The organism is Phenylobacterium sp. (assembly GCF_035276905.1).
In the GTDB taxonomy this organism is placed as follows: Bacteria; Pseudomonadota; Alphaproteobacteria; order Caulobacterales; family Caulobacteraceae; genus Phenylobacterium.
This window is the reverse complement of sequence record NZ_DATELG010000392.1, coordinates 1-5,855: the sequence shown is the minus strand read 5'-3', so window position 1 is coordinate 5,855 and position 5,855 is coordinate 1. Positions and strand designations below refer to the sequence as shown.

Genomic DNA, 5,855 nt, shown 5'->3' with positions numbered 1-5,855 from the left:
CAACATCTTCAAGATCCCCGGCCAGGAAGCGCTCGCCGACCGGCTGACCAGCGTCAGCTTCGCCGACGTGGTGTTCTTCACCAACTCCGGGACCGAGGCGATCGAGTGCGCGATCAAGACCGCGCGCAAGTATCACTGGGCGAACGGCCAGCCGGAGCGGATCGACATCATCGGCTTCGACGGCTCGTTCCACGGCCGCACGATCGCTGCGGTCAACGCCTCGGGCAATCCCAGCTACCTGGAGGGCTTCGGACCGCCGATGCCGGGCTTCGTGCATTTGCCCTTCGGCGATGTCGGCCTCATCCGCGAGGCGATCGGCCCGACCACCGCGGCGATCCTGATCGAGCCGGTCCAGGGCGAGGGCGGCGCGCGGGCGTGGGAACCCTCGGCGCTGCGGGAGATCCGCCAGCTCTGCGACGAGACCGGCGTGCTGCTGGTCTATGACGAGATCCAGTGCGGCCTCGGCCGCACCGGCAAGCTGTTCGCCTACGAATGGGCCGAGGACGCCGCGCCGGACATCATGGCGCTGGCCAAGGCGCTGGGCGGCGGCTTCCCGGTGGGGGCGTGCCTGGCCACCGCCGAGGCGGCCAAGGGCATGACGCCGGGCTCCCACGGCTCGACCTACGGCGGCAACCCGCTGGCCATGGCGGTGGGCCTGGCCGCGGTCGACGAACTGATCAAGCCGCGGCTGATGGACCAGGTGAACGAGACCGCCGGCTACCTGAACCAGCAGCTGGCCGGCCTGATGGACCGCTTCCCGGACGTCGTCGTCGACATCCGCGGCAAGGGCCTCCTGATCGGCGTCAAGCTGGCCACGCCCAACCGCGAGTTCATGCAGCACGCCCGCGACGAGCATCTGCTCCTCGCCGGCGGCGGCGACAACTGCGTGCGCCTTCTGCCGCCGCTGGTGCTGAGCCGCGAGGACGCGCGCGAGGCGATCGAGCGCTTCGAGCGCGCCTGCGAACGCGCCCGGGCCAAGGCGAAGGCCGCCTGACGATGACGATCCCCCCCAGACACTTCGTCGACCTCTGGAAGCTGGAGGCGGCCGACCTGCGCGCCATCCTCGACGACGCCAAGGCCCGCAAGGCCGCCCGGCTCGGCTGGCCGAAGGGCCAGGCCGATCCCGACGCGCCGGCCGCCGGCCGCACGCTGGCGATGATCTTCGAGAAGAATTCGACGCGCACCCGCTTCTCGTTCGACGCCGCCATGCGCCAGCTGGGCGGGGACGTGATCATCTCCAACGCGCACGAGATGCAGCTCGGCCGCGGCGAGCCGATCGAGGACACCGCCCGCGTGCTCTCGCGCATGGTCGACGCGGTGATGCTGCGCGCCAACGACCACGAGGACGTCGAGCGCCTGGCCCTGGCCTCGGCCGTGCCGGTGATCAACGGCCTTTCGGACAGGGGCCATCCCTGCCAGATCATGGCCGACATCCTGACCATCGAGGAGCATCGCGGCTCGGTGGCGGGCAAGACGCTGGCCTGGGTCGGCGACGGCAACAACGTCTGCGCCAGCTTCATCCACGCCGCCCCCAAGCTCGGCTTCAAGCTGAAGATCGCCTCGCCGGCGATCTATCACCCCGACCTGGTCGACCTCGCCCGCGCGGCCGAGCAGCAGGGGCAGGTGCTGACGACCGAGGACCCGCGCGAGGCGGTGCGCGGGGCCGACGTGGTGATCACCGACACCTGGGTCTCGATGGGCGACACCGACCACGACGAGCGGCTCGAGGCGCTCGAGCCCTATCAGGTCGACGCGAACCTGATGGCGCTGGCCGCGCCGAGCGCGGTCTTCCTGCACTGCCTGCCCGCCCACCGCGGGGAGGAGGTGACCGACGACGTCATCGACGGGCCGGCGAGCCTGATCTGGGACGAGGCCGAGAACCGCCTGCACGCCCAGAAGTCGATCCTCGCCTGGTGCTTCGGGAAGATCTGAGGGGCCGGACGCCCCCTCAGTCCCTTCGGGACAGCTCCCCCGCGTGCGGGGGAGCAGCGACCGCTCCTCCACCGCGAAGCGGGGGAGGTGGCTCGCGAAGCGAGACGGAGGGGGCGTCGGCGCATCCGCCGCATCGCCAACGTCACAGTTCAGAGCCACGCTCGAAAAACCCGGCGCAGGACCTATATCCCCACCATGTCCGATACCTTTGCTCCTGACGACCTGGTCGGCGCCTTCCAGATCGAGGGCGAGCCCGTGCGAGGCCGGGTCGCGCGGCTGGGGCCCGCTGTGGACGAGATCCTGCGCGCCCACGCCTATCCGGAACCGGTGGCCAACCTGCTGGGCGAGGCCTGCGCGCTGGCCGCCCTGGTCGGCTCCAACCTGAAGTTCGACGGCCGCCTGATCGTCCAGGCCCAGGGTCAGGGGCCGGTGAAATACGTCGTCGCCGATTACGACACCTCCGGCGGCCTGCGCGGCTACTGCCGCTTCGACGAGGACGGCGTCGCGGCCCTCTCCGAAGGCTTCCAGCGGCCCGGCGCGCGCTCGCTGCTGGGCGACGGCGTCTTCATCATGACCGTGGACCAGGGCCCGGAAATGGACCGCTACCAGGGCGTGACCGCGATCGAGGGCGAGACCCTGGCGCTCTGCGCCGAGCAGTACTTCGCCCAGTCCGAGCAGACGCCCACCCGGGTGCTGCTGGCCGTCGGCCAGGTCGACGGGCCGCAGAACCGCCAGGTCTGGCGCGCCGGCGGCGTGCTGATCCAGAACATCGCCGAGGACGAGGCGCGCGGCTCGACCGAAGAGGCCTGGTCGCGGACGCAGATCCTCTTCGAGACCCTGGGCGAGGACGAGCTGATCGACCCGGAGCTGGCGTCCAACACGCTCCTGTGGCGGCTGTTCCACGAGGACGGGGTGAGGGTGTTCGGCCCGCAGCCGCTGCGCGCCTTTTGCCGCTGCAGCCAGGAGCGGATCGAGACCGTGCTGAAGTCGTTCGACGCCGGCGAGCGGGAAGACATGGTCGAGCCCGACGGCAAGATCCACGTCACCTGCGAGTACTGCTCACGGGTCTACGCCGTGGCGCCGGCCGACCTGGAAGCCTGACCGGACGGCCTCAGGCTGCGCACTCGGCGTCGCTGGCGTAGGTCTGCAGCACCGCCTCGATCGCCTTGCGCTGACGCGCGAGCATCAGCCAGAGGGTGCATTCCTCCTCGTGCAGGGCGCGGGCCGCCGGGTCAGGCGTGGCCGCCGCCTGCGCGAGGCAGGCTTCGGCCTGGACGAGGTAGGAGCTCTGGGGCGCTGGCGCCTGGCGGCGAAGGCGTTGCGCGCGCGTCACGCGCCTGCGCAGCCTCACGCCTTTGGTTCCTTCCAGGGCAGGATGATCGCCTGCTGCGCGAGCGCCGCCGAACGGCCCAGATAGCCGAAGCATAGCTCGACCGCCGAGGCGCCCAGGGCGAACGGCGTGGCCAGCCGCGCGTCGGAGGCGCCGGCCGTTCCGATGGCGCGGGCGGCCTGCAGGTTGAGGTCGAGCAGCTTTTCCGCGAAGTGGGCGCTCTCGGCCCGGAGCGCGCGGGCCGCGTCGGCGCCGACCTGGAAATTGCGCCGCCAGGCGTTCACGACTTCGTAGCCGGCGTCCTGGGCGGTCGTGGTCTGGGTCATCGCGTCGCTCCGGTGGGCGTTTCCTCGGCGACCGAAAATAGGCGAACGTCGTGAAGGGTCTGTCCACCCCCCGACAGAACAGGGATTTCCCGCGTTCTCGCCGCTGAACCTCCTCAGGCGGCCGAGATTCCGCGCGGCTCGAAGCGGGTGATGGAGGCGCTGGGCGCCTCGCCCAGGACGGCGTTCCCGGCCGCGATCATCGCCTCATAGCACTCGCAGGTGCGCGCGATCAGGCCCGGCCGGTCCTTGAGGATCAGCCGCGAGCGGCCGAGCTCGATCAGGCCGTCGGCGCGCAGCCGCTGGAGAATCGGATTCACCGACGTGCGCTGCACGCCGAGCATCTTGGCGAAGACGTCCTGCGGCAGGCGGATCTCGGTTTCCTCCAGCACGTCGGAGCAGGCCAGCAGCCAGCGGCACAGCCGTTGCTCGACCGGGTGCCGCGCATTGCAGGCGCCGCCGCGGATCGCATAGCTCATCTTCCAGGCGCAGTAGCGGTCCAGGCTGTCGTGGATCACCTTGGACTCCTGGGCCGCGTCATGGAGCCGGGCGGCGTCGCAGACGTGGGCCTGGACCCGCATGTGGCAGACGTCGCGGGTCACTGCGGTCCGCAGGCCCAGCGCGGAAAGGGCGCCGACCGCCCCCTCCCGGCCCACCAGGGCGCACTCGATCTCGGCGCCGTCCTCGAAGACCGTGAGCTTGGAGACCACGCCGGAGTGCAGGAAATACACCTTGCGGATGCGGTCTCCGGGTTCGCAGAGCACCTGGCCGGCGGCGAGGGTCACCTCGCGCAGGTGCGGGCGGAGCAGCTCGATGTCCGGCCCGAATGACGCCAGGAACCGATTGGTCCGGCGCAACTACTCCTCCTCCCAGCACTGTTGAGGATTCAATCGTTCAGCTGTCCAAATGATCCTGACCCGAAGCGCCCCGGCCATGTAATCGCGGGAACTTGAATTCACTGGCCGCAAGGAACGCCCGGTTAGGTTTAGTTTTCGGCCCCATGATCGCCACAATCGGCGTCGATCGCCGCGTTTGCGCTGGGGGGCGGCCTGAAGGGACGGGATGTCGCAGCCGCAGATCGGTGTTTTGCCGCAATCGCGCCACACGAATCCCCGACGCCGAAGCTGGGCGTTTGGGGCGTCCTTGTGGAGAGTGGCTTGTGAGCGAAGTGACCTACGTCTCCTACGTGCCGAAGCGGAAGCGGGCGAAGCTGCGCAATGTCCTGCGCAGCGAAGACACCGGCAGCATTCGCTGGCACGAGAAGAAGAAGCTGTTCGGCAGCGAATTCTATTTCTCCGGCCCGACCGAACTGTGCCGGAAGACCCACGCCTACATCACCCAGTGGCTCGCCAACGACGAGTTCGTCCTGAAGTAGGCGAGGGCGGCCTCCTCCCCGCGTCGGCCGACGGAACCGGCGGCGCCGCCGTGCGCTAGTGTGCAGGATCTGAAGTTCGCTTGCGCCTGGGTCACGCGTCGGAGCGAACTTCAGAGCCGTAAAGCACACTAGAAGACAAAGACTTGGCTAGTGTCCTTATCGCTTCCGAAGTTCGTCGGAGGTCGCCACAGGCGCAAGCGAGCTGCGGAATTGTGACACTAGCGCCTGAAAGGGGCGCAAAGCCCTGCGGCGCGCCCGAGATGCGAGGTGGAGGAGATGATCCAAGCCGACCCGCGCGACCTCCTGGCCCGGTTCTGGCGCGACCTGGCGGACCTCAGGACCGGCATGCTGGGCCTCGCCACAGTGCACGAAGGCCACGCCCAGCCGATGACCGCCCATTTCGAGGGCGAGCACGGCCCCTTGTGGTTCTACGCCCACGCCCACAGCCGCATCGCGCTGGCGGCCGAGACCAGCCACGCGGCCGTGTTCCACTACATTGGGCGCAAGCACGACCTCTACGCCTGCATTCACGGCGAGGTGGTGACGACCAGCGACGAGACCGCGATCGGCCGCTTCTGGAGCGAGGAGGTGGCCCGCTGGTATCCGAGCGGCCGCAACGATCCGGAGCTGGCGCTGCTCTGCTTCACGCCGTCCAGCGCGCAGATCTGGCTGCCCACCGAAGGGGCCAAGCCGTCCTTGTTCGGCTTCGGCCGCGAGCGCCAAGCGCCCCAGGAGATCCGCGCCGAGGTCCGGCTCTAGATGTGGAGCCTCAACAGGTTGTCGCGATCGAGCCCGAGACGGCTGATGGGCGTTTGTGACTTTATCCCGCCGTGCGGCCGATGCCAGTTGTAGCGGTGGAGCCAGACGGGCAGGTAGTCGGCGCGCTGGTCTGAAC

Annotated in this window: 8 protein-coding genes and 1 pseudogene; 5 read left to right on the top strand and 4 right to left on the bottom strand. The window is 69.4% G+C overall.

What is annotated here, in order from left to right; genetic code table 11:
• The 3 genes from VJS38_RS18855 to VJS38_RS18845 all read left to right on the top strand — a co-directional run.
• On the top strand, window positions 1-994 hold a 994-nt coding region (locus VJS38_RS18855; RefSeq protein WP_324089688.1), incomplete at its 5' end, for an aspartate aminotransferase family protein.
• Window positions 995-996: 2 nt separating this feature from the next.
• Window positions 997-1,932 (top strand): ornithine carbamoyltransferase, encoded by a 936-nt coding sequence (gene argF, locus VJS38_RS18850; RefSeq protein WP_324089687.1) that lies wholly within the window; start codon window positions 997-999, stop codon window positions 1,930-1,932.
• 195 nt (window positions 1,933-2,127) lie between these two features.
• Window positions 2,128-3,033 carry an Hsp33 family molecular chaperone gene (locus VJS38_RS18845; protein WP_324089686.1) on the top strand — a complete coding sequence of 302 codons (906 nt, stop codon included), beginning with the start codon at window positions 2,128-2,130 and terminating at the stop codon, window positions 3,031-3,033.
• A 10-nt stretch (window positions 3,034-3,043) separates the two neighbouring features.
• Here the strand turns inward: VJS38_RS18845 and VJS38_RS18840 are convergent, their stop codons facing one another.
• The 3 genes from VJS38_RS18840 to VJS38_RS18830 all read right to left on the bottom strand — a co-directional run bounded on the left by VJS38_RS18840 (window position 3,044) and on the right by VJS38_RS18830 (window position 4,442).
• Window positions 3,044-3,283, bottom strand: a complete 240-nt coding sequence (locus VJS38_RS18840) for a hypothetical protein (protein WP_324089685.1) — start codon at window positions 3,281-3,283, stop codon at window positions 3,044-3,046.
• A complete protein-coding gene (locus VJS38_RS18835; RefSeq protein WP_324089684.1) occupies window positions 3,280-3,588 on the bottom strand; it encodes a hypothetical protein in 309 nt (102 codons plus the stop codon). The genes VJS38_RS18840 and VJS38_RS18835 overlap by 4 nt, the downstream gene beginning before the upstream one ends.
• A 113-nt stretch (window positions 3,589-3,701) precedes the next feature.
• Window positions 3,702-4,442, bottom strand: a complete 741-nt coding sequence (locus VJS38_RS18830) for a Crp/Fnr family transcriptional regulator (RefSeq protein ID WP_324089683.1) — start codon at window positions 4,440-4,442, stop codon at window positions 3,702-3,704.
• A gap of 302 nt (window positions 4,443-4,744) precedes the next feature.
• On the opposite strand from VJS38_RS18830, the gene VJS38_RS18825 reads away from it, so the two are divergent.
• Both VJS38_RS18825 and VJS38_RS18820 read left to right on the top strand, forming a co-directional pair.
• Window positions 4,745-4,960 (top strand): hypothetical protein, encoded by a 216-nt coding sequence (locus tag VJS38_RS18825; protein ID WP_324089682.1) that lies wholly within the window; start codon window positions 4,745-4,747, stop codon window positions 4,958-4,960.
• A 276-nt stretch (window positions 4,961-5,236) separates the two neighbouring features.
• On the top strand, window positions 5,237-5,719 hold the full coding sequence (locus tag VJS38_RS18820) for a pyridoxamine 5'-phosphate oxidase family protein (protein ID WP_324089681.1): 483 nt from the start codon (window positions 5,237-5,239) through the stop codon (window positions 5,717-5,719).
• On the opposite strand, the pseudogene VJS38_RS18815 reads toward VJS38_RS18820, so the two are convergent.
• Window positions 5,716-5,855: pseudogene (locus VJS38_RS18815) on the bottom strand (IS481 family transposase); the annotation flags it as partial. The gene VJS38_RS18820 and the pseudogene VJS38_RS18815 sit on opposite strands and share 4 nt — an antisense overlap.